Below are 23,268 nucleotides of genomic sequence, written 5' to 3'. Positions count from 1 at the left end.
AATAATGAACAGACGTGATTCTTTAAAAGCTATAGGCTTAACTGCAATAAGTGCTGGATTGGTTTTAGAAGCCTGTAAACCGGGCAAGGAGAAAATAGTAAAAGTTGAGGAAGAAGCTCAGCCAGGTAGGCAGGACTTTGAAATAGCGCGGGATAAGAAGTTAAATAGCTATAAGTTCTTTAATGATCATGAAATGGCTACAATAACAGTATTAGTCGATATTATTATCCCTAAGGATGATAAATCTGGTAGCGCTTCGGAAGCTAAGGTTCCTGATTTTATCGAGTTTATTGTAAAAGATATGCCTGAGCATCAAACACCTATGCGTGGTGGTTTGAAATGGTTGGACCTGCAGTGTTTAAATAGGTTCGAGAAAACATTTAAAGATGCTTCCCTGAGCCAGCAAATTGAGATGGTGGATGACATTGCTTATCCGGAAAAGGTTAAACCAGGGTTAGCACAAGGGGTTGCATTTTTTAATCTGATGCGTAATCTTACGGCTTCAGGGTTTTATACCACAGAAATTGGTGTAAACGACCTTGGTTATATAGGCAATGTACCAAATCGTTGGGAAGGGGTGCCAGCTGATGTTTTGAAACAGTATGGCATGGAGGGGGTGTAATTATCATGTCGCAATGCACCCTGTTTAATGTCGCTTTTGGACATCATTTATTTAAGATATAACGGCTAACTTTATTCTAAAAGCTAATCTTAAAATAAATTATCATGAAAAAATTAGAATACAGTATTGCAATTAACGCAAGTCCGGAAAGAGTTTGGGAGATCATCGTTGGTAAAGATACTTACGGGCAATGGACAGCACCATTTAGCGAAGATTCAAGTGTGGAAACGGATTGGAAAAAAGGAAGTAAGGCATTGTTCTTGGATGGAAAAGGAAACGGAATGGTTTCTGAGATTGTAGAGAGTATTCCTGGGAAGTTTCTTTCTATTCACCATCTGGGGGAAGTGAAAGACGGGGTAGAAGATCCTACAACTTATCAGGGGGAACAATGGGGGGATGCATTGGAGAATTATACGCTAAAAGAAGTTGACGGTAAAACACTTTGGTTGGTCAATATGGATATGAATGAGGAGTATGTGCAATATATGGATGATGCCTGGCCACTGGCTTTAGCCAAGGTAAAGGAGTTGGCTGAAAAGAACTAATTGCTTATTAATGCTTAAGGCAAACAGGTACCTGTTTGCCTTAAGCATTTTATAAATAATCCTGTCTGATTGGTGTAAATACATCAACAACTTCACCGGGTTCGATGATTTCACAAAATTTTTACTACATTTTTCATAAAATAATTAATTCCATTTGAATATTGCAACGCTCATAAGGTGTGGATCTGCCTACTACTTTTTTGAACCCTAGCTTTTGATAAAGGTTAATTGCGGGCTTTAAGGCCGTATTGCTTTCGAGATAAATTTTGGACGCGCCTAAATCCTTTGCTGCATTTACAACAGCCTGACCAAGTAACCAGCCTATGCTTTTACCTTGGATTTTAGGCGAGACGGCCATTTTTGCCAATTCAAAATCGTAATCAGGATCCTTCATTTTGATCAGTGCACAAACACCCACAGGTTCATTGTTGTATAGTGCTACAAAGATTTTTCCGCCTTTATCCAAAATATAGGATTTAGGGTTGTCCAAAGCCTTGTAATCTGCTTCTTCCATTTGAAAATAGGTAGAGATCCATTCCTCATTCAATGCCCTAAAAGCGTTTTGATATTGATCTTCATAGGGGACAATTTGCACGTCTTTACTTTCTCGCAATTTCTTTTGTTCCTGTACTCTTCTAAGCAAGGACTTTTGATCCAATAGATATTCCCATTCTTCAATAGCTTCCCATAGATTGTGCCTAGCTTCGGAAGTAATACTTTCAATCGCTGCATCCACATCTGCACACTGGACCTTGATTCGCTTTGAAATTGCCGTTCCTTTTTTTGTCAATGCAACAACGTTTCGTCGTTTATCCATTGATTCCCGGTTTTCCTGAACTAAACCTGCTGTGGTCAGTTCCTGAATAATTTTACTAACTGATGGTTGCGAGTGTCCAATTTCGTTGGCGATTTCTGTAATGGTCTTTTCCCCATCTTCAGCAAGCACAAAAAACACCGGGAACCATTTTGGCGAAAATTCTACGTCATATAACTCGTATATCTTCGCCGCGTCATCCGTTATTTTAGCAGTCATTAATCGTAGACGACTGCCTAATGCCATTTTTCCTGTTTTCTCAAAAAAGCTCATAAGTATAATCAATTACATAACTGGTTATGTAAATATAAGGATGATATTGTTAATTCCAAAAAAAATGGACGAAAACAATCGAAAGTACTAGATGTTAATATGATTAGAGAAATGAAAACTACTTAATCATTGATGATATTTTCGGAACAATATATTCAGGTTAGAAAACATTCAGAGCAGATTTGTGAACCCTTACAGACTGAAGATTATGTGGTGCAACCTATTGTAGATGTTAGTCCACCAAAATGGCACCTTGGACACACCACCTGGTTCTTCGAAACCTTTATTTTAAAGCCATTTCATAAGGAATACCGGGTTTACAATTCTGAATACAATTATGTTTTTAACAGCTATTATGAAACTATTGGCAGTCGTGTAATTCGTACGGATAGAGGAAATCTTAGTCGCCCTAGTGTTAGTGATGTTTATGCTTATCGGTCGTATGTAGATATGGCTATGGACGAGTTTTTAAAAAACACACTAACTGAGGAGATGAAAGAATTGTTCTTTTTGGGGCTTAACCACGAGCAGCAGCATCAGGAACTACTGTTGACCGATATCAAATATATATTGGGAAATAATCCGCTGTTTCCTGCCTATCGTACAGATGAAAGTATAACGACTGAATTTGAAACAGTTACATCGGAGATGATTTCCTTTAAAGAGGGCATTTACGAGATTGGTTATTCTGGGGAAGGTTTTTGTTTTGATAATGAACTGGGAAGGCATAAGGTTTACTTACATGACTTTTCCATCAGCTCAAATCTGATTAGCAATGCCGCATATTTGGAGTTTATAGAAGATGGTGGCTACAGGAATTTTGTTTATTGGCATGCTGATGGCTGGGATTGGGTTAATAATAACAAAATCATCGCCCCGATGTATTGGCATTTGGTAGAGGGATCATGGTATACTTACACATTTGAAGGCCTTAAACCGCTTGATATGAAAGCTGCTGTAACACATATCAGTTATTACGAAGCTTATGCATTTGCAAGTTGGTGTAAAATGCGTTTGCCTACTGAATTTGAGTGGGAAGTTGCAGCTAAGCAGTTTAAATGGGGGCTTAGGTGGGAGTGGACAGAGAGCGCATATCTTCCTTATCCGGGCTTTAATAAAGCACCGGGAGCAATAGGCGAATATAATGGCAAGTTTATGGTGAACCAAAAAGTACTCCGTGGAGCGTCTGAAGCTACGCCATCAGGTCATAGCAGAATAACCTATAGGAATTTTTTTCATCCGGATTTGAGATGGCAATTTACCGGAATACGATTAGCTCAATAATATCATATATGTACCCTATTACTACTGGAAATTTAACCACTGTTGAGTCACTGTTTCTTACTGAAACACTAGCTGGACTTCAGGCATGTCCAAAGTTTATGCATGCCAAATATTTTTATGATGAACGTGGAGATTATATATTTCAACAGATCATGGAAATGGATGAGTATTACCTGACCAATGCAGAGATGAATATATTTTCGAATCAGGCTGAGCAGATCGCTGAACTGATTAAGGGGGATACTCCTTTTGATCTGATTGAACTGGGGGCAGGGGATGCCACGAAATCTATTCATTTGTTAAGAGTGCTGGGTAAGCATAATCTGGAATTTAGTTATTTGCCGATTGACATTTCTGCGCATGTAATTAGCGATTTGGAGGATAATTTACCAAAAGAGTTACCAGAATTGGATATAAAGGGACTAAATGGAGATTATTTGCATATGCTGCAGAAAGGAATTACACTTTCTAATCGGAGAAAAGTTGTCTTGTTTATGGGGGCTAATATCGGAAATATGGATCAGGCTGAAGTACAAACTTTTTTAGGCTCAGTAAGAAAACTATTAGCTAAAGGAGATATGTTGATCATTGGTTTCGACTTAAAAAAGAATCCGAAACAAATATTGGCGGCTTATAATGATAGTAAGGGGATTACAAGTGCATTTAATTTGAATTTGCTGGAACGAATTAACAAAGAGCTGGGCGGAGATTTTGAACTTGAAAATTTCGAGCATTATGTTAGCTATGACCCGGAATCTGGAGCTTGTAAAAGCTACCTGATCAGTTTAAAAGATCATATTGTTCATATAGGAGCAGTAACGATTCCTTTTGTTAAGGATGAGTATATTTATATGGAAATCTCACAAAAATATTCGCTGGAAGACATTGAAAGACTTGCATCCAGATCTGGATTTCAATATGAGCATAATTTTTTTGATGTTAACAGATATTTTGTTGATGCGGTATGGACGGTGAGCTGAGGCTAGACTAGTCTAGCCATCATAATCTATATCCAGGTCGTATTGATATAGTAAGCCGGCAAGATTTAGTGAAGAGAATTTGGCTTGTCTTACTTTATTGACCGCTGGATCCAGACTGAAATTTTTTGCAGTACGGAAATCTGTTTTTTCTAAAACAGACCTGACAAAGGTTGCTCCTGTAAGGTCACAGTTATGGAATACGCTGGAAGTTAAATCTGCTTCTTCAAAATCAGTTTCTTTAAGAGAGCAGTCTGTGAATTTAGTTTTCTTGAGTTTTGTGCCGTAAAAGGTTGAATAATCAAGATGACTCTGTTCGAAACTAAAAGAAAATAAGAATTTGTTGCACTTTGAAAAATCAATGCCAAGGATCTTACAACCCGTAAAAGTAGCATCTTTAAATCCGGTACCTGTAACTATAGTGAGCGAGAAATTACATTGTTTAAAATGACAATCCATGAAATCATTGTGGCTCAAATTACTCTTAGAGAAATCACAATTGATGAATTCACAGCTGATAAATTCCCGGTTTTCTAATCGCTTTTCTGCATAATTGATACCGGTAAATGTTTTGCCTTCGTGGATGGTGGTTTCGTTGTTATTCATGGATTACAGACTTAATAGTTTGTTGAGGATTTGCTGTTTCTTTTGTGTAGTGATGTTGTAAACGCCAAGGTTATCTGCGTACCATAATCCATCTGCAACCAGCATAATGATTAGGGTGTTGGTATCCAGATCTGCTAGAGATCCACCAGCGATATGCTGTGTGAACCAATTGTCCCACATCTTCTTGTAATGTTCATTGATTAGTGCCGCCTGTAAAATGACTTTCATTGTTCTTCTGTAATGTAGGTCGTCACTTTTTTTGATGACGAAGCGAAGAAAGGCGATGGGGGCGATGTCATTGCCCGAGGTTCTTTTTTCTTCATCAATCCATTCGGTCAGTTCAACAAGGCTTTGAAGCACGAGTTCTTCCAGCAGTTCTTCTTTATTACGGAAATGATGGATGATACCACCTTTACTCAAACCTGTTTTATCTGCTATAGCTTGAAAAGTAACCTGATGCCAGTCTGCGGTGGCACCGATTTCGGCCGCTGTATTCAAAATTAGCTGCTTACTGGCTTCTGGATCTTTTTTTCTCTTATATGGATTCTCCATTTCTCAAAGATACCGAACGATTGGTTTGTTTGCAAATTTTTTATACATTTGTCACCCTCATTAGATAATTTTTATGTCGAGATATATCATCATCATGTCAACTGTAATCCATACACCGAATGATTTACACCTTGTTTCACTGGTAATAGCGGCTTTCCCTGGTGTCTTGGAATGGTCTGTTGATCTTGAGGATTGTGATCAGATATTAAGGGTGGTGTGCGATGATTGTATTGGCTTGGAATTGTTAAAAAGCCTGGACGAAAAGGGGGTAAATGCTAAAGTGTTGGAGGTTTTTGACAAGGAGGGAATCCCTTTGAATAATAAAAGATAAATTTATCTTTTATTATTCAAAGGGATGTTTTACATTTGCCCAACGAATGGGAATTTTTTCAAAAACATGTGAATATGCAATGCGCTCAGTTTTTTTTATCGCGCATAGAACTGCTTCTGGCAGCAGGGTAGGGATCAAAGAAATTTCTACTGGAATTGATTCTCCTGAACATTTCTTGGCTAAGATTTTACAGGATCTCAGTAAAAGAGGAATAGTGCAATCGGCAAAAGGGCCAAATGGTGGGTTTTACATGGACTCAGCATCTTTGAAAAGACCATTGTCGGATGTGGTAGAAGCGGTTGATGGGAAGAGTTTATTTACCGGATGTGGTTTAGGTTTGGAATACTGTTCAGAGCGTAATCCTTGTCCCTTGCATCATGAATTTAAAGAAATCCGTAATAAAATCCAGCAAATGCTTCAGGATACTTCAATTGCTGATTTTAATGAAGATTTGAATTTAGGGATTACCAAATTGAAGAAATAAAAGATTTGATTAAATAAAAGACAAAAAGGTATTTATATATTTATTATGACTAGTGAACAAAAACAATTGATCAGTGCTACTGTACCTGTGTTAAAAGAAAACGGTGTTTTGTTAACCAAACATTTCTACAACAGGATGTTTACCCACCATCCTGAACTTAAGAATCTGTTTAATATGGGCAATCAGCAAAGTGGGAAGCAGCAAACTGCACTTGCTATGGCTGTTTTGGCTTATGCAGAAAATATCGCGAATCCTGGAGTATTGATGCCTGTTGTAGACAGGATAGGGCATAAGCACGTTAGCCTGGATGTCAGACCTGAGCAATATCAAATTGTAGGACGCCATTTAATTGCTTCCATTCAAGAGGTTTTGGGTGATGCGGGAACGCCAGAAATCATAGATGCCTGGACTGCGGCCTATCAACAGCTTGCTGATCTGATGTCGGGACATGAGGCAACAATTTATCAGGCTAAGACTGTCGCGCAATATGGATGGACAGGTTGGCGTCCATTTAAAGTGAAGGAAAAAGTTAAAGAATCTGAAGAGATTACCTCGTTTTATATTGTTCCGGCAGATGGCGGCCAGATAATGGCACATATACCGGGACAATACATTAGCTTACGTGTGTTTTTACTGGAACTTAACTTATACCAGGCACGTCAGTACAGTATTTCTAGTGTTCCTAGTCAAGCATATTATCGGATTTCTGTTAAGGCCGAAAAGGGAGCTAGTTTAGATACCAATGGTTTAATTAGTAATCATCTTCATGAGTGTATAAAGGTGGGGGATATAATTGATTTAACTGCCCCAGTTGGTGATTTCAGATTGGCGGAAGATTTGACTGCTCCAGTTGTATTTATTAGTGGCGGTGTGGGGTTAACACCGATGATAAGTATGCTTCAGAATTTGGTAGAAAAGAATTTCGACTATCCAATAACTTGGCTACATGGCTGTCGCAATCGATCAGTGCATGCTTTTAAGAACCAGCTGGATGAGATTGTAAATGGGAACGATAGGATTGAACAGTATGTTTTTTATGATACTCCTACAGAAATGGATAAACTGGAAGGGGTGATGGAAGGGTTTTTAGATCTGAGTAAAATAGCTGCTTTACCACAATTTCCAGGAACTAAATATTATGTTTGTGGACCAGCAGTTTTTATTCATAAACAGTATCAGGATCTGATTGCAAGGGGGATTGAAAAGGAGTCTATTTTGTTTGAGGAATTTGGCCCTGCATTGATTCAATTAAATTAATCACAACTCAAATGGAAGCAAAACACGATATTATTGATCTAAATGATATCATTAAATTAGTCAATGGCTTTTATGCTAAGGTGCAGCACGATGAACTTATTGGCCCCATATTTAATGATGTGATTAAAGAATGGGAGCCGCATCTACAAAAAATGTATGCCTTTTGGAACGCGGTACTGTTTGGTGTACCAGGTTTCACAGGGAATCCTTTTGCCAGACATGCACCCTTACCTATTGAACAGGCACATTTTGACCGTTGGCTGGTGTTGTTTAATGAAACGGTAGGTACCTTATTTGCAGGAGAAGTGGCCGATCAAGCCAAGAAAAAGGCAGAGACCATGGCATTGATGTTTTTAAGTAAACTACAACATATGAGGGGATGCCCAGCCAAGGTTATTGTATAAAAAAAAAGTAGGTCCGTTCCTCATAAATTTAAGAGGAATGGACCTATATGATAAAAGCAATATTGGAGCTTAGTCTGCCAACACACCAAATTTTCCCATATTGAAATCCGCAATTGCTTGATGGATTTCTGCTTCGGTATTCATTACAAAAGGGCCGTAACTTACAATCGGCTCATTGATTGGCTCACCGCTCAATAATAAGATTACGCTTTTCTGGTTTGCTTTAATATGAATTTCTTCGCCTTCATTTGCAAACAAGATAAAACTATGTTCAGTTGCCATTTCTCCATTTACCTCCACACTTCCATTAACTACTAATAAAGCCGTATTATGTCCAGCCTGAATTGATGTGTTTATTTCTGCACCTTCGTTCAATTTAATGTCAAACAAGTTTACAGGGCTATAAGTCTTAGCGGGACCTGTAGTTCCGTTAAAGTCTCCAGCGATCACATTTACCACTCCGGCGTCATTCGGTAGGGTTATTTTTCCCATTCCGGCAGCTGTTAATTCCTGGTAATGCGGTGTAACGGATTTATCTTTTTTAGGAAGATTTACCCATAACTGTACCATTTCAAACGGACCACCTTTTTTAGAAAATGCCTCTTCATGGTATTCTTTGTGTAATATCCCATTACCAGCAGTCATCCATTGTACATCGCCAGTACTGATAATTCCATGGCTGCCACTACTGTCATGGTGTGCTACAGATCCTTTGTAAGCAATGGTTACAGTTTCAAAGCCTTTATGTGGGTGAACGCCTACACCACGAAGGTGGTCTGAAGGACCAAAATCATATTCAGGGTTAAAGTCCAATAGTAAAAATGGACTTATTCTCTCTTGAGGAATACCAGCTCCAGGAATGTAGTTAAACACCCTGAAACCATCACCAACCATATGCGGTTTGCCAGAATTTGTCACGATTTTTTCAATTAACTTTTTCATTTTGTTTCTCCTTTTTATAAGATCAATGCGATTCGTTTTGATCGTTTTAATTATTGAATACAAAGATATCTGCGTCTTCTTTGCTTAGCATTAATGTAGGATAAGAAGTATCGAACGTTCGATTTCTATTTGCTTCAAAAAGTACTCGTCGTGGCACACGACTAATAATGTCCCTTTGTATTGGTTAATCGCGGCAGTTAAAATTTCTACATTCATAATGTCAAGGTTATTGGTTGGCTCGTCCAGTACGATGATGTCGGGCGCTTGATTACTTATGGTTAGTGAACAAAGCATCAATCGCATCTTTTCTCCACCACTAAGTGCAGTACATGGCTTTTCCCAATATTCTTTTGTAAATAAAAAGCGGCTTAAACGGATCTTTATTTCATGTTCCTGTAAAGCCCCTGAATTATATCGTTGCACTTGTTCATAAACATTTAAGGTGTTGTCAATTAATGAATAATCCTGATCAATGTAAACAGTTTTTATTTCAGCGCGATCAAGATTTCCTGATAAGGGGGCTAGTTCGCCCAAAATCATTTTTATAAGGGTCGTTTTACCAGAGCCATTTAGCCCCTTTATGGCTATACGTTCGCCGCTCTTGATTTGAAAGTTTAGTCCTTCCTTCCAAAGTAATCGATCTTCATATCCAAAATTCGCATCTCTGGCTGTCATCAATATCTTTCCCTTATGGAGCGTAGAATTATCAAAGTCCATCTTCATTTTATCAATATCAGGTATTGCTTCCCGCAATTGATGAAGTTGCTGAGATATTGCACTTACTTTCTCCGAATGAATGCCCTTCATGCGCGATGTACTGTTCTCTGCATTGTTTCTGAGCGTATTCATGACAATGGTAGGCAGCCCCGCTTTTTCTTGCTTTTTCTTTCCACGCGCGTCCAGTTTTTGCTGTCGTTCTAAAGATTCCTTTTCTGTTTCTTTAGCTTTGCGGAGTGTCTTTTCTTTGATTTTAAGGTCATGAGCCAAAGCATTGCCCTCAATTGCTTTCTGGCTGGTATAGAAATCGTAATTTCCACCATAAGTAGTTATGCCACGCTTGCTGAGCTCATAAACGTTATTAAGGAGGTTTAGTAAAGTCCTGTCATGACTTACTACAACTAGCGTTTGTTTAGTAGATTTTATATAATCATAGAGTATGCTTCTACTGTGGGCATCTAAATGATTACTGGGCTCATCTAGTAAAACGATGTCGGGACGGTGAATTGCGATGCCGGCTAGAAAAACTCTTGTTTTTTGTCCACCGCTTAATGTTCCCATTTTTTGAGTTAAATCTAATTCTTGAAGATGCCAATAGGACAAAGCTTCTTTGTATCGTTCTTCAATTGCCCAGTCATCCTCAAGCAATGCCAAATTTGTATCTGTTAAATGGCCGTCTAAAATTTCTGTTAGAGCCTTTAGTTTATGATCAATACGCAGTGCTTGAGCGACATTGTAATCGTTAAACTGACCAAATAGTTGGGGTATATAATATGGATTCGACTTAGCATTTACTGCTCCGGCCGAAGGGGTTAAATTTCCTGATAAAATGTTTAGAAGTGTAGATTTTCCTACACCATTATTGCCTATTAAAGCAATTTTCTCTTGTTTGTTAATAACGAGATTAAGATCCCAAAACAGTAAATCTCTGTTGGGATGAGTATAAGTAACACCTTGAAGTATAAGCATGTTTCTTTCTTTAAAGCGTAAAAAAATAAAGCCTGGTATACTGGCTCTGTTAATTTTTTCTAAAAGAAAGGAAATCCTACATTATGGTGTCTTTTGATTGTTGTCAACAAAAGTATAAAAAAATACTTGATAACCTTTAATTATGACCTATTAATGAAAAACATTACTATTCAGCGATTGTTGTGATTTTGGTGATGCTATTGCAGCACAAATTTAGACCTCTACCAATATGTTTAGAACCGGTAGCGTTGGGCGTTTTTTATTCTTATGTGGGCTTGTGACGATCAATTTATGGTCGTTGGCATCCGTTTATGGTATTAGTCGACAAAGTGTCCCCGCAGATACCATAGCAATATTTAAAGAAGAATTAAGCGATACCATGTCAACTTTGGAGTATCACGATGAGCTCCTATCATTTTATGAGAAAAATAATTATCAAACTGTACTGTTGAATAGGTTTTTGAGAAATGGTCAGTTAGCATATTTGCTTAGTGATTTGGAAAGTGTAGCTGATCATGGCTTAGATCCCGAAATTTTTAGGGCTAGCGAGTTTCGGTTAATAATGGAGGAAATAAATCGTGAGAAGTGGTTTAGGGACATTGAAACTTATCGTAAAAAGGTGAAATTGGAGTTGCTAACAGCCTATGCAGTGTTGAAATATAGTACGATCATGGAGTTCGGATTGGTAGAGCCTCAGTTTGTAGATTCTAATTATTTTAGTGCTACAGTTACTGCCGATAGTACCTTTGTGACACGGGTTCTTGAACGCAGGGAAGTGAAAAATTATTTGGATAGTATACAACCCAGAGATAGAGTATATAAGGCTTTCCAGTTTGCGCTCAAATCGGATGAATTAGCACCTGGTAAAACACTGGAAGAGACTAAGTCTGTTTTGTCGGTAAATATGGAACGGTTAAGGTGGAAAAACAGGCCGACCGAGCCTAAATATGTAATGGTAAATCTTGCGAATTTTAGTCTGGATGTAATCGACCAGGAGGAATCTGTTCTGAATATGAAGGTTTGTGTAGGGGAACCTGGTAGATGGGCAAGTCCTCAATTGAATAGTAAAATTTATAGCGTGCAGGTAAACCCCGTTTGGAATATTCCGGTTAGTATCGCTAAGTCGGAGACTGTGAGGAACGCAAAGAGAGATCGGTATTATTTGGCCAATAACAATATTGCAGTTTATAAAGACGGAAAGCGCATTGGTAATCCTTCAGCTATTGACTGGACCATTAACAATGCAGAAGATTATGTTTTTAAACAGATGCCCGGAGAATTGAACGCGCTTGGTAAGATTAAGTTCCTTTTTAACAACGATTGTGGCGTTTATTTGCATGATACGCCTTTAAAATCAGCATTTAAAAAGAAGAATAGGGCAATTAGTCATGGATGTATTCGCTTAGAAAAGCCAATGGAACTGGCATTGTTTCTTTTTGGTGAAGGAGCCAAATACGAACAAATAAAAAAGGCAATGTTGAATGGCTACCCACAGGCTAAGTATATTGGTTTACCTCAGTCAGTTCCAATAACACTTACTTATTTTACGGCGTTTACTGATGATAAGGGTGATGTGGTGTATTGTAATGATATTTATGAACTTGATGAGGTTTTGTCAGCTAGACTAATTGCTGGTAGGTGATAAATCTGTTTTCCATCTAATGGGATGATTATTTCTTTAAAGCATAGAAAAAGCCATAGTTTGTTTTAAAAATAATTGAAAGTATTTGATTCTTTTACAGGTATATATGGGAAATTTTCTGTGCAGGATATTTATATAATTTGTATATTTAAAATATGAAAACAAACGCTACTCAACCCCGATTTTCTGTACTGCTTTTGATGTTTTTGCTTGGCTCCTTTGGAATGGTAAAGGGGCAGGAGTTGTTTCCTGTACGAGGATTTTGTATTGCAGCACCTGGCACAGCTCAATTAAGCACTTTTATCAGGTTTATTGACGAAGAGTTAGCCTCACGTAAAGTAAATACTTTGGTGTTGAGGGTCGACTTTAATTATCAGTTTAAAAGTAGATCTGAATTGAGTGAAATAGGCGCTTTGTCTAAAAAAGATGTTCAAAAAATAGTGGAAGTATGTAAAAAGCATGGCATTCGTGTGATACCACAAATCAACTTATTGGGACATCAATCCTGGGCCAATAAAACGGGGAATTTGCTAAAAATTTATCCTGAGTTTGATGAAACGCCCCATGTAAAAATACCCGAAAAATACGAATGGCCAAATGCAGATGGTCTGTATTGCAAAAGTTATTGCCCATTGCATCCAGATGTTCATAAAGTTGTATTTGCTATGGTGGATGAGATTTGTGACGTTTTTGAAGCGGATGCGTTTCACGCGGGAATGGATGAGGTTTTTTATATTGGTGATGATAAATGTCCCCGTTGTTCGGGTCGGGATAAGGCCGAATTGTTTGCAAATGAGGTTAACAAAATAAGCAACCACCTTTCTTTGAAGAAAAGGCAGCTTTGGATTTGGGGTGATCGTTTACTGGATGGTAAAGTTACTGGCTTAGGTGCTTGGGAAGCAAGTATGAACAATACACATCGCGCGGTCGATCTGATTGATAAAGGTGTAATGATTTGTGACTGGCATTATGAGCGACCAGATCAAACTGCTGTATATTTTGCAATGAAGGGTTTATCTGTGATTACTTGCCCTTGGAGGAAGCCGGATAATGCGGTAGCACAAGCTAAGGATTTAGTGAATTCCAGGAAACAGGCTACCCCGGAGTTAAAATCTCGTTTGCAGGGAATGATGCAGACCGTCTGGTCGGGGGCCGACTCATTCCTTGATGAGTTTTACGGAAAAAAAGTAGCAAGTGCAGAGAGCGTGTCTGCTTGTTTTAGAGCGCTTTTTGCTGAAATAAATAATAACCAAATGCCAAAGCCTTAGGTAATCCATTTATTCTCTTTTATTTCTTTTTAGTTTATTCATTATCTGTTCATATTTTATATTGGCTAGTTTTTATTGCATATCCCTGTGCTTTCTGTTCTTTTTGCGCATTTTTCTTGCCTTGTTCGTTAGTTGGCACAATAATTTTATGCAGATATTGATTAATTAGCTCTACATATTGGGTAATTAGTTCCTCAAAATTACACGTCTTTTTATTTTAGTTTTCTGCTTTTGAACGAGTCTTAAAATTATTATATGCCTTTAACTGCTTATTTTAGCCATTTTTATTGGTTTTTATGATTTTTGGCCTAATTATTATTAAAAAGTGGACTTTTCTGTCAGTTATTTTTATAATTGATGGAAATTCTGATTACTTTGGTTGTGGTAAATTTAATTACACTTTAAGTTAATCTATTGTAAAATGACATACGCTCGTAATTTGCGAAATCTGTACGTTAATAAATTTTTATCCACAATTTCTTGTGCTAAACACCTAAAGTCTTAATGCCTATGCTGCTTTTTACATCGAACAGAATTTCTTTGTTTAAATTAATGCCATTCAGGTTATTACTTGTTTATTGCTTTGTCTTTTTTGATTTAGGTATATTCTCAATCCCTGTTTTTGCGGAGGGGAGTAAGGATTTGATTGCGAATGGTGGCAACCGGGCAACATTGACTGCCGCCACAGCTTCTTTCGAAGGTAACTATTTCCCAACAGAAGGTTTAGTCAGGGTGTATGTTAATGCCGGGGAAACAATTTATCTGGGATCAAGTGATACTCATATCGTCCTTATTTCTCCAACGGGTAAATTCTATGAAACAGACGATAATAATATCGGAAGAATAGCAAACACTACTGAAGAAACTAACGGCCCGAGTTATCTTAATGATGGTAATAATGGTACTTACTACGCATATACTCGTACAGCTCCAGCTGGTGAGACTGGTGTCTGGTCGGTATTTTTTCTGGGTGACAATGATTATTTTGATGTTTCTGTATCTGCCTCAGCGACTGCTACAAACAGCGCAGCTTTTATCAAGGGAAGAGCTTATATGAATGTATTCGCCGGAGATTTGGGCGCTTATAATAGAACATTTAAAGGGATATTTTATGTATTAACGAATGATGGCTACACTTACAAGGTTGATCCCAATGAACTTGCAGGTTATCGCTTTACTTTTTTTTCCAACAATAAGGGCTATAAGAACGTGGATGGAACGGCGAGCTATAAAAGTAAAAACAGTACATCAACGGCAGACCTGTACGATCCTCGTTTGTCGGATAATGCTGCTACAAATGATGTAACGCATAAATTATTCTTCAATCAGCCAAATGTTCCGGTAAATGCTGTGGCTCCAATCTGGTTGCTCAATGATTTTACGGATGGTATTGACGATAATGGAACTAATGGAGGTAATGCCACCGGGGGTACTTTAAGTACAACCTGGTTACAGGTTACTCCAACACTTCCGATAATCAATAATTTTACATTTACCGGTAATGAAGGGACAAGTAATCAGGCGGGAACCATTCCTTTGGGAGGTGTTATTGCCTTTAACTCAAATCAGGGTGGAACATACACGATTAAAATCGATGTACCGGGTACAAATGATGTAACAATTACCGGTAACGCCGTTGCCGGAACTAATACCGTTCCATGGGATGGCAAAGATGCTTTGGGTAATAAGGTACAGGGAACGATTGGTACCTCGGCAATTACCATTGAACTAAAAGCAGGGGAAGTACACTTTCCGTACATTGATGTGGAAAATAACTGGAGGGGCATTAAAATTACCCGTTTAGGTGCAGGCGTTGGTAATACAACAGTCTATTGGGACGATACTTCAGCAGCGGGTGGGGCTGATCTTGTTGGAGCCGATAGTCAAAACGGGGCTCATACATGGGGATCATCTGGATATGCCAGCAATGCCTTCGGTGATGGAAAAGGACTGGATACTTGGGCTTATTTATTTAGTAGTGTGCTAAGTCCTGCTGTGCCAATTTCACTACGTGAAGCGGACCTTGAGGTGGTAAGCCTGACTTCAAATAAAACAACCTATTGTATAGGAGAAACAATTACCTATACATTAGCGATTAAAAATAATGGGCCTGATGCGGTAACCGGGGCAAAGCTTGCGTTTACCTTTCCACCTGAGTTGACCATAACCGGCATTACTGCTCCCCCTACTGCGGGGATCACCTTCACCGGAGTTACCAATCATACAGCCCCATTCACTGACGCTCCCATTACAGCTTCAATTAATATTGCGAATCAAGCCGTACTTCTGGTAACTGTAACCGCCACAATAGATAGTAAGCCAACTGGTACCCTGGATGCAAAAGCAAGCATTATGCGCCCGGCAGATGTTACCGATCCGGATGCAACGAATCCGGATAATCTTCCGCCGACGGATCCTGATGCAGAGTGTAATTCAGGTACTGTCGGTTGTAATAATATCAAAACTCATTCTGCCGCTGTTCAAGTCAGTGATATCTCAATAGTGGCTACTTCAGCATCAAAGAGCGAAGGCAATAGTGTTGGTAGTCTCACTGATATGAGCTTCACAGTGTCCCTATCAGCAGCCAATACAGGTTGTCCTGTTACTGTAAATTATGCAATCCAGCATGGTACAAGTAATGCAGGCGATTTTGATTTTACATCGAACCCAGCCAGTGGTACGCTGACCTTTTTAACAGGGGAGACCAGCAAAGTCCTTAGCTTTAAGGTTAAGCATGATTTGATGGTTGAAGGCGATGAAACCTTTTCGGTTGTCCTTTCAAATCCAAGCTCCGGCGGACAGATTACTACGAATTCTGCCCCAGGAACAATAGATAACGATGATACGATTACGCAAATTGGGATCACGAAAGTCGATGGAGCGGAAGGGGGAGTAACTGGCAGCTTTATATTTACCTTCCCTGGCGGCGCAAGTTTTGATGTGGATACTCCTGTTCCATATGTGCTTTCGGGGACTGCGGCAGGTAGCGGAACTGATTATACTGCCGCTGGAACTGTCGGAACTATTACCATTCCTGCCGGATCCAATAGCGTTACACTGAACCTGTCTGTAAATAATGATGGGCTGACAGAGGGCACCGAAACAGTAATCATTACTCCTGGTACAATCGGCAACAAATATAATGCTTCGGTTACGGTTATTACTCCGGTTCCTGTAGTTAATATAACAGATAATGATCCTGCAATCCTAACCATTAGTAATGCCTCGATCACCGAAGGCGACACTGGTACGCAGGACATTACTTTTAATGTAACCTTGAGTAATGCTACAGGCAGCAGTTTTGATGTAAATTACGCTACCGCAAATGGAACAGCTTTAGCAGGTGAGGACTATGTTGCAAAATCTGGCACGCTAAACTTTACTGGTATAGCCGAAACCCAGACGATCACCATCCAGGTGACCGGAGATCAAAAGATTGAACAAAATGAAGCATTTACAATAGCATTATCGGGCCTGACCAAAAATTTCGGGGGACAATTGACAGTTGCTGGCTCACCTGCTACCGGAACGATTACTGATAATGATAATACAGTAGCAAATAATTTAATTACGATCACTCCAACCAATGGCCAGGAACTGGGACCTATACCGGGTGTGTTCACTTTCAGTTTTCCGCCAGGGGTAACTGCGGATCAGCCAACGACAATTGATTTCGGATTCACAGGCACAGCCGGGGCAGTAGATTATACAGGGGGTGTCACATCTGTCACTATCCCCGCTGGTGCCACCAGCGCTACCGTAAGCCTTCCTGTGCTTGGGGATGATGTTTTAGAAGGCCCGGAGTCAGTCATATTGACTACAACTACGGTAACCAATAGCAGGTACACCATCACTGTTGATAATTCGCCTCAGTCGCTAAACATCATAGACGATGATTTTGCCAATATCATAACCGGAAATGTTAACGTACCAGAAGGTAATAACGGTCTGATGGATATGGTCTTTAATGTGCAGCTGGATAAAGCCACAGGGAGCGGTTTTACGATAGGATATACAATTACCAATGGAACTGCGATAGCTCCGGAAGATTATATTGCCCAAACTGGTACCCTTACTTTCTCAGGAGCCGCAGAAACCCAGCAGATCATAGTTAAGGTTAAGGGAGATCAGAAGATTGAGACCAATGAAACACTGATCCTAACACTTGGCACTCCTTCTAACACATTCGGCAATTTTTTAGCGGTTCAGAATTCTCCGGCGACCGGGACTATTACGGATGACGATAATATACCGGCTAATAAAATAATCACTATTACAAAGGCAAATGGGTACGAACTGGTGGGGCCAGATGCGAGCTTTACATTTAGCCTTCCTAATGGGGTAAGCGTTGAATCCGATACAGAAATTTCTTATACGCTTACGGGTACAGCCAGCGGCAGTGCAGTTGACTATACAGGGGCTACTTCGGGAACGATCAGAATCCTGGCAGGTCAGAACAGCGCTACGCTGAATCTACCTGTAGTAGATGATGTTTTGCTGGAAGGTGATGAAACTGTGATTGTAACAGTTAATGGGGTAAGCAATCCTACGTATGATCCTTTTACTGTGAGTAATTCAGGACTTTCACTTGATATTATCGAAAATGACAATACTGTATTGCTTAGCAGTCCTTCAAGCGTTCTTGAAGGTAATAGTGGTACAAAAACGATAGAATTCAAGGTGACGGTTGCCTTGGCCACCAGCCTTCCTTTTACTGTTGATTTTCATACCTCAAACGGAACAGCTATCGCGGGAGAGGATTATGATGCCAAATCCGGGACTATTTCTTTTGAGGCGAATACACCGAACCAGGTCAAATCTATTTTTGTAACGATTAACGGTGACCTGAAGATTGAGAACAATGAAACATTTACGGTAACCCTCGATGGGTTAAGTAATAATTTCGGTAATACTTTATTTTTAAGTCCTCCGGTTACCATGACCATTACTGATGATGACAATATCCCGGCCAACAAGATCATCAGCATTTCCAAAACAGATGGAGCTGAACCGGGAACAACAGATGGTACCTTCACATTAAGCTTGCCAAGTGGAATAACAGTCGATGCAGCTACCACGGTAAACTATATCCTGTCCGGTACTGCTCAGGGTGGAGGAATAGATTATACCGATACACAGCTTACACCGATTACCATTCCTGCGGATCAAAATTCAGTTACCATAAGCATGGTAGATGTTGTTGATGATTACATTATAGAAGCTACCGAATCAGTACTTATGACGATTACTTCTGTAAGCAATCCTAAGTATACCGGATTTGCAGGTAACAGTCCTGTTGCACTGGATATTATAGATAATGATAATACTGCAGCTAATAACATCATAACACTAAGCAAAGAATCTAATGGTGCGGAACCGGGAACAAAAGCCCAGTTTAAGGTTAGTTTCCCAACAACTCCAAATATGATTACTGCCGCTGTACCCACAACTGTAAATTATACCATTTCCGGTACTGCGGTTAACGGTGTTGACTATAATGCTTTGACCGGATCAGTAGTAATTCCGGCAGGCAGTAACGCTGCGGTAATTGATGTATTGGTGATCGATGACCAAATTATTGAAGCCCTGGAGAAAGTAGAATTAACGTTAACTAGCGCGACGAATACAATTTCAACCCTCACTGTAGGACCGGGCATGGTAAGTGCGGATATAGCAGATAACGATAACAATCCTGCTAACAACGTCATTACATTAAGCAAGGTAAAGGATGGTTTGGAACCTGGTACTGATGCACAGTTCAAAGTAAGCTTCCCGGGTGGAATTACCAGTGCTGTGGATACTGAAGTGTCTTATACGACTAGTCCTTCAGGGACAGCATCTTCAGGAACGGATTATACAGCCCTTAGCGGAACAGTGACCATCCCGGCGGGAGATAATTCTGCAGTAATTGATGTTAAAGTGATTGATGACAAAATTATTGAAAATAATGAGACTGTCCTGCTTGCACTTAATTCCGCAACTAATTCGATTTCAACGCTGACTGTGCAGCCGGCTAATCTCGTGGGCGTCAATATAGGGGATGATGATAATACAGTCGGAAATAATATCATTTCCATAAACAGCACTACAAACGCATCAGAACCAGGTACGAACGGATTGTTTACTGTTAGTTATCCAACAGGCATCAGCAGTTCTGAAGCCACTCTGGTAACTTATACCATCAGCGGTACTGCAGTTAACGGTACTGATTACACCACTATACCGGTTACAGTCACCATTCCTGCCTACACTAATTCTGCTAATATTAACATTGCTGTGATTAACGATCAGATTATTGAGCCAACTGAAACCGTTGGCCTGACTTTAACACTTGCAGATAACACAAGTTTTAATCCTACTGTGAATGGCACCCTTGCGGATATTGATATAGCCGATGATGATAATAATCCTGCCAATAACCGTATTATATTAAATGCCGGAACAAATGGAGCCGAACCGGCTAGCCCAGGGCAGTTTACAGTTGGTTTCCCTACCGGTTATACCAGTTCGGAAGAAACTATTGTAAATTATTTAGTTGCTGGCACGGCAACTTCAGGAGCGGATTACACGGCAATAAGCGGAACAGTAATCATTCCTGCAAACTCCGGTCCTGTACCTATTAATATTGCAGTTCTGGATGACAATATTATAGAAGGGACAGAAACGGTAGCCATTACTCTGAATAATGCTACAAACAACATTATTGCCAGTTTGGCAACGCTTCCGAGCGCCGCTGTAAGCATCAATATTGAAGATGATGAAGATGACGATCCCGCAGACAATATTATTACCCTGACAAAGACCGATGGTTCGGAGCCCGGGAGTAATCCGACTTTTATTGTAAGCTATCCAACCGGCATCACCAGTTCTAAGAATACGCTAATAAGTTATACAATAGGAGCGGGGGGAACAGCCACTCCCGGAACGGATTATACCGCATTGAGCGGTACAGCAACAATTCTTGCAGGCAGCAATTTTGCTACCATCTCAGTGCCTGTGATTGATGATAAGATCATAGAACTCACAGAAACCGTAGAACTAACTATAAACGGCGCAAATAATGGTGTTTCTATGTTGACATGGTCGCCTTTAACGGCGCTGAGTACGAATATTGCGGATGACGACAATATTCCAGCCGCCAACACGATTACGTTGAGTCAGGTAACAGACGGATCAGAACCAGGTACCCCAGCGCAGTTTAAGGTGAGCTTCCCTTCAGGCTATACGAGTTCGGCAGCAACCACGGTTACCTATACAGTAGGTGGTACTGCTGTTGTCGGAACCGATTACACGGCCCTTCCTGGTACAGTGACCATCCCGGCAAACACTAATTCCGTCTTGATAGACGTGCCAGTATTAGACGATCAGGTGATCGAGCCGACAGAAACTGTTAGTCTAACTTTAACAGGCGCTACCAACACGAACGCTACGATGGCGATATTGCCGAATGGTTCCTCGGTGACTGCGAATATTACGGATAATGATAATAATAGTTTGAATAACAATATTTATCTCAGTCTGGTAAGGAATGGCACAGAGGGCGGAGATAATCCACAGTTTAAGGTCAGTTTCCCTGCTGGTTATAGCAGCGCCGAACCAACAGTAATTACTTATGCACCAACCGGTATAAATACAGCTATTTTAAATGTGGATTATACTGTGCCGCTCTCGACAGTAACTATTCCTGCTTATGCGAATTCAGCACTCATTGAGATTCCTCTGACTAATGATCTGATATTAGAGCCTACTGAATCATTCGAGCTGGTTTTAACTGGCACCACTAACAGTGTAGCTGCCGGCTTAATATACCAGACCTCTCCAGAGCGTGCGGATATCGTGGATGATGATAATATTGTGGCTAACAATGTTATTTATTTAACTAAAGTTAGTGATGGTATAGAGGCAGGTACTCCTGCCGTGTTCAAAGTGAGCTTCCCATCCGGGTACATTAATTCAGTGCCTACTACCGTGAATTATACTGTCACAGGCGGAACAGCAATCAATGGAACAGATTTTACAGTAAGTGGGCAGGTAATAATTCCGGCTGGCAGTGGCTCGGCCAATTTTGATGTGACTGTGCTTGAAGACCAGATCCTGGAAGCTACAGAAACGGTTCAGTTAACGCTAGCAGATGCCACAAACAGCATATTTATGCCCATAACAGTGAACCTTGCACCAGCAACTGCTAATATTTTAGATGACGACAGTACGATTGCCACAAACAAACTGATTACGATTACCCCTGATGACGGGGCAGAAGTTACGGTTCCGGGAGTTCAGAACCCAGCCGATTTTTCGTTCCAGTTTCCTTCCGGTATCACCTCATCCGCTCCGACAGTAATTAGCTATGTATTAACAGGCGCTGCGGGAGGTAACGGAATAGATTACACTGGTCCAGTTAGCGGAACGATAACTATTCCGGCAAACCAGAATAGTGCGACGCTTACGCTACCGGTTATCGATGATGATATTGTAGAAAATAACGAAACCGTCATACTAACCACTGGCCTTGTGAGCAATATCCACGTCACTGGAATTAGCATTGACAATTCGCCAGCAGTATTAAATATTACCGATAACGATGCAGCAGTATTAACGGTAAACAATGAGACGGTAACGGAAGGGAACAGTGGCGATACTGAAGTTGAATTTACCGTAACGCTGGATAAAGCCACGGGTGGCAGTTTCTCTTTAGGTTATGCCACGGGAGACCTTAGTGCTAAAGTAGCAGATAACGATTATATCGCTCAGTCGGCAAGCCTTAGTTTCGCCGGTAATGCCGGAGAAAGCGTTTCCTTTAAAATACATGTTAACGGGGATAAAAAAATTGAGGCGGATGAGATTTTTAACATTATTTTTTCAGCTCCTACTAATACGTTCGGTGGTCGTTTAACCATGCCGGCACCAACGACAACAGGAACAATATTGAATGATGATTCTGGGACGATTACGATCAGCTCAAGTTCTGGTTCTGAGGGGAATCCTAATCCGAATGGACCTGGCTTTACGTTCAGTTTTCCTCCTGGAGTAACCTCAGATCAGCCAACCACGATTTACTTCGGCTTAAGTGTTGGCAGTACTGCGACTATTACAGATGATTATATTTTTCCTGACTTAACAGGTTCAGGTTCGGTGATTATTCCGGCAGGTGTTAACAGCCAAACGGTTATTCTTCCGGTTGTTGACGATGCAGTAGTAGAGAACACAGAAACGATTACGCTCACTGTTGGTTCAGTAGTGAATGGTACTGTCGCTACAGCTACTGCTACAACCACTATTACGGATAATGATGCGGCGAGTGTATCGCTTTCGACCCCGTTAACAGTCAATGAAGCAGCGGGTACAGCGACCTTTACGGTGACTTTAACGGGGAATGTTCAGGAAGCCTTTACGGTAGATTATGCAACCGCAAATGGTACAGCCGAGTCGCCGGGTGACTATACAGCCATTACTGCCGGAACGGTAAGTTTCCCGGCAGGTTCGGCAAGTGGGGCATTCCAAACCTTTACCGTAGCTATTAATGACGATAACCTGGTAGAGTCGGGCGAAACATTCAGCGCTTCCTTAACCGGTATTACGGG

Annotated in this window: 16 protein-coding genes; 11 read left to right on the top strand and 5 right to left on the bottom strand. The window is 40.2% G+C overall.

Features of this window, described 5'->3' with window-relative positions; genetic code table 11:
• Positions 1-4 precede the first annotated feature (4 nt).
• A complete protein-coding gene (locus FBD94_RS07265) occupies positions 5-622 on the top strand; it encodes a gluconate 2-dehydrogenase subunit 3 family protein (RefSeq protein ID WP_136879696.1) in 618 nt (205 codons plus the stop codon).
• 104 nt (positions 623-726) lie between these two features.
• Complete coding sequence (locus tag FBD94_RS07260) at positions 727-1,167, top strand: SRPBCC family protein (protein ID WP_131610545.1); 441 nt, start codon at positions 727-729, stop codon at positions 1,165-1,167.
• 133 nt (positions 1,168-1,300) lie between these two features.
• On the opposite strand, the gene FBD94_RS07255 is transcribed toward FBD94_RS07260, so the two are convergent.
• A complete protein-coding gene (locus FBD94_RS07255; protein WP_136879695.1) occupies positions 1,301-2,254 on the bottom strand; it encodes a bifunctional helix-turn-helix transcriptional regulator/GNAT family N-acetyltransferase in 954 nt (317 codons plus the stop codon).
• A 132-nt stretch (positions 2,255-2,386) separates the two neighbouring features.
• On the opposite strand from FBD94_RS07255, the gene egtB reads away from it, so the two are divergent.
• Both egtB and FBD94_RS07245 read left to right on the top strand, forming a co-directional pair.
• On the top strand, positions 2,387-3,538 hold the full coding sequence (gene egtB / locus FBD94_RS07250; protein WP_136879694.1) for an ergothioneine biosynthesis protein EgtB: 1,152 nt from the start codon (positions 2,387-2,389) through the stop codon (positions 3,536-3,538).
• Positions 3,539-3,546: 8 nt separating this feature from the next.
• Positions 3,547-4,518: an L-histidine N(alpha)-methyltransferase gene (locus tag FBD94_RS07245; protein ID WP_131610548.1), complete on the top strand. Its 972-nt coding sequence runs from the start codon at positions 3,547-3,549 to the stop codon at positions 4,516-4,518.
• A 12-nt stretch (positions 4,519-4,530) separates the two neighbouring features.
• Here FBD94_RS07245 and FBD94_RS07240 read toward each other — a convergent pair whose 3' ends face one another.
• Positions 4,531-5,121 (bottom strand): pentapeptide repeat-containing protein, encoded by a 591-nt coding sequence (locus FBD94_RS07240; protein ID WP_136879693.1) that lies wholly within the window; start codon positions 5,119-5,121, stop codon positions 4,531-4,533.
• A gap of 3 nt (positions 5,122-5,124) precedes the next feature.
• Complete coding sequence (locus FBD94_RS07235; protein WP_131610550.1) at positions 5,125-5,673, bottom strand: TetR/AcrR family transcriptional regulator; 549 nt, start codon at positions 5,671-5,673, stop codon at positions 5,125-5,127.
• A 73-nt stretch (positions 5,674-5,746) separates the two neighbouring features.
• Between FBD94_RS07235 and FBD94_RS07230 the strand changes: the two genes are divergently transcribed.
• The 4 genes from FBD94_RS07230 to FBD94_RS07215 are packed head-to-tail and all read left to right on the top strand — an operon-like array spanning position 5,747 to position 8,149.
• Positions 5,747-6,004 (top strand): hypothetical protein, encoded by a 258-nt coding sequence (locus FBD94_RS07230; protein WP_136879692.1) that lies wholly within the window; start codon positions 5,747-5,749, stop codon positions 6,002-6,004.
• Between the two features lie 46 nt (positions 6,005-6,050).
• Positions 6,051-6,488, top strand: coding sequence for an RrF2 family transcriptional regulator (locus FBD94_RS07225; RefSeq protein ID WP_131610552.1), 438 nt, complete (start codon positions 6,051-6,053; stop codon positions 6,486-6,488).
• Between the two features lie 45 nt (positions 6,489-6,533).
• On the top strand, positions 6,534-7,745 hold the full coding sequence (gene hmpA, locus FBD94_RS07220; protein WP_136879691.1) for an NO-inducible flavohemoprotein: 1,212 nt from the start codon (positions 6,534-6,536) through the stop codon (positions 7,743-7,745).
• A gap of 11 nt (positions 7,746-7,756) precedes the next feature.
• Positions 7,757-8,149 carry a group III truncated hemoglobin gene (locus FBD94_RS07215; RefSeq protein WP_136879690.1) on the top strand — a complete coding sequence of 131 codons (393 nt, stop codon included), beginning with the start codon at positions 7,757-7,759 and terminating at the stop codon, positions 8,147-8,149.
• A gap of 69 nt (positions 8,150-8,218) precedes the next feature.
• On the opposite strand, the gene FBD94_RS07210 is transcribed toward FBD94_RS07215, so the two are convergent.
• Positions 8,219-9,091, bottom strand: a complete 873-nt coding sequence (locus FBD94_RS07210) for a pirin family protein (protein ID WP_136879689.1) — start codon at positions 9,089-9,091, stop codon at positions 8,219-8,221.
• A gap of 90 nt (positions 9,092-9,181) precedes the next feature.
• On the bottom strand, positions 9,182-10,777 hold the full coding sequence (gene abc-f, locus FBD94_RS07205; protein ID WP_136879688.1) for a ribosomal protection-like ABC-F family protein: 1,596 nt from the start codon (positions 10,775-10,777) through the stop codon (positions 9,182-9,184).
• A gap of 229 nt (positions 10,778-11,006) precedes the next feature.
• Here abc-f and FBD94_RS07200 point away from each other — a divergent pair, with 229 nt between their 5' ends.
• The 3 genes from FBD94_RS07200 to FBD94_RS07190 all read left to right on the top strand — a co-directional run.
• The gene (locus tag FBD94_RS07200) at positions 11,007-12,419 is read left to right on the top strand and encodes a L,D-transpeptidase family protein (protein ID WP_136879687.1); all 1,413 of its coding nucleotides are present in this window, start codon (positions 11,007-11,009) and stop codon (positions 12,417-12,419) included.
• A 155-nt stretch (positions 12,420-12,574) separates the two neighbouring features.
• Entirely contained in the window at positions 12,575-13,687 is a 1,113-nt protein-coding gene (locus FBD94_RS07195; protein ID WP_136879686.1) for a family 20 glycosylhydrolase, read from the top strand.
• Between the two features lie 552 nt (positions 13,688-14,239).
• Positions 14,240-23,268 (top strand): Calx-beta domain-containing protein (locus FBD94_RS07190; RefSeq protein WP_169472241.1); only part of this gene is annotated, 9,029 nt, incomplete at its 3' end.

This window comes from Pedobacter hiemivivus (assembly GCF_005144565.1).
GTDB lineage: Bacteria > Bacteroidota > Bacteroidia > Sphingobacteriales > Sphingobacteriaceae > Pedobacter > Pedobacter hiemivivus.
This window is presented reverse-complemented; position numbering and strand designations above follow the sequence as displayed.

Coding starts and splice junctions, on each gene's coding strand:
- FBD94_RS07265 (WP_136879696.1), top strand. CDS start 5: ATGAACAGACGTGATTCTTTAAAAGCTATAGGCTTAACTGCAATAAGT.
- FBD94_RS07260 (WP_131610545.1), top strand. CDS start 727: ATGAAAAAATTAGAATACAGTATTGCAATTAACGCAAGTCCGGAAAGA.
- FBD94_RS07255 (WP_136879695.1), bottom strand. CDS start 2,254: ATGAGCTTTTTTGAGAAAACAGGAAAAATGGCATTAGGCAGTCGTCTA.
- egtB (WP_136879694.1), top strand. CDS start 2,387: ATGATATTTTCGGAACAATATATTCAGGTTAGAAAACATTCAGAGCAG.
- FBD94_RS07245 (WP_131610548.1), top strand. CDS start 3,547: ATGTACCCTATTACTACTGGAAATTTAACCACTGTTGAGTCACTGTTT.
- FBD94_RS07240 (WP_136879693.1), bottom strand. CDS start 5,121: ATGAATAACAACGAAACCACCATCCACGAAGGCAAAACATTTACCGGT.
- FBD94_RS07235 (WP_131610550.1), bottom strand. CDS start 5,673: ATGGAGAATCCATATAAGAGAAAAAAAGATCCAGAAGCCAGTAAGCAG.
- FBD94_RS07230 (WP_136879692.1), top strand. CDS start 5,747: ATGTCGAGATATATCATCATCATGTCAACTGTAATCCATACACCGAAT.
- FBD94_RS07225 (WP_131610552.1), top strand. CDS start 6,051: ATGGGAATTTTTTCAAAAACATGTGAATATGCAATGCGCTCAGTTTTT.
- hmpA (WP_136879691.1), top strand. CDS start 6,534: ATGACTAGTGAACAAAAACAATTGATCAGTGCTACTGTACCTGTGTTA.
- FBD94_RS07215 (WP_136879690.1), top strand. CDS start 7,757: ATGGAAGCAAAACACGATATTATTGATCTAAATGATATCATTAAATTA.
- FBD94_RS07210 (WP_136879689.1), bottom strand. CDS start 9,091: ATGAAAAAGTTAATTGAAAAAATCGTGACAAATTCTGGCAAACCGCAT.
- abc-f (WP_136879688.1), bottom strand. CDS start 10,777: ATGCTTATACTTCAAGGTGTTACTTATACTCATCCCAACAGAGATTTA.
- FBD94_RS07200 (WP_136879687.1), top strand. CDS start 11,007: ATGTTTAGAACCGGTAGCGTTGGGCGTTTTTTATTCTTATGTGGGCTT.
- FBD94_RS07195 (WP_136879686.1), top strand. CDS start 12,575: ATGAAAACAAACGCTACTCAACCCCGATTTTCTGTACTGCTTTTGATG.